Below are 416 nucleotides of genomic sequence, written 5' to 3' on the forward strand. Positions count from 1 at the left end.
GTTCTCGCACAAGCTTGTGTACGGTTTCGACCTGAGCGGGTCGCAATACAGCACCGATTCGAACGGCAATACGGTCGATACGACCTCCGGTTATCTGGAGAATTTCCCGAAGACGCAAACGCTCAATCTGGGCGCGTACATGCAGGACAGCATCAGCTGGAACAAGCTGACTTTCGTGCCGGGCCTGCGCTTCGACTACTACCACATGACGCCCGATGCCGACAGCACCTATACGTCGGCCGCGAGCGCGTCGACGCAGCCGCTGTCCAATTCGAGCGGCAATGCGCTCTCGCCGCGCCTCGCGTTCCTGTATGAAATCAGCCCGGCGCTCGTGCCGTATGTGCAATACGCACGCGGCTTCCGCGCGCCGTCGGCCAATCAGGTCAACAGCTATTACGGCGGCGGCGTGGCGGCCT

Annotated in this window: 1 protein-coding gene; it reads left to right on the top strand. The window is 61.3% G+C overall.

Annotated elements, in window-relative coordinates; genetic code table 11:
• A partial coding sequence (locus tag SB751_RS28330; RefSeq protein WP_410748830.1) for a TonB-dependent receptor domain-containing protein occupies positions 1-416 on the top strand: 416 nt, incomplete at both ends.

The sequence above is a fragment of the Cupriavidus sp. SIMBA_020 genome (assembly GCF_046535395.1).
GTDB lineage: Bacteria > Pseudomonadota > Gammaproteobacteria > Burkholderiales > Burkholderiaceae > Cupriavidus > Cupriavidus campinensis.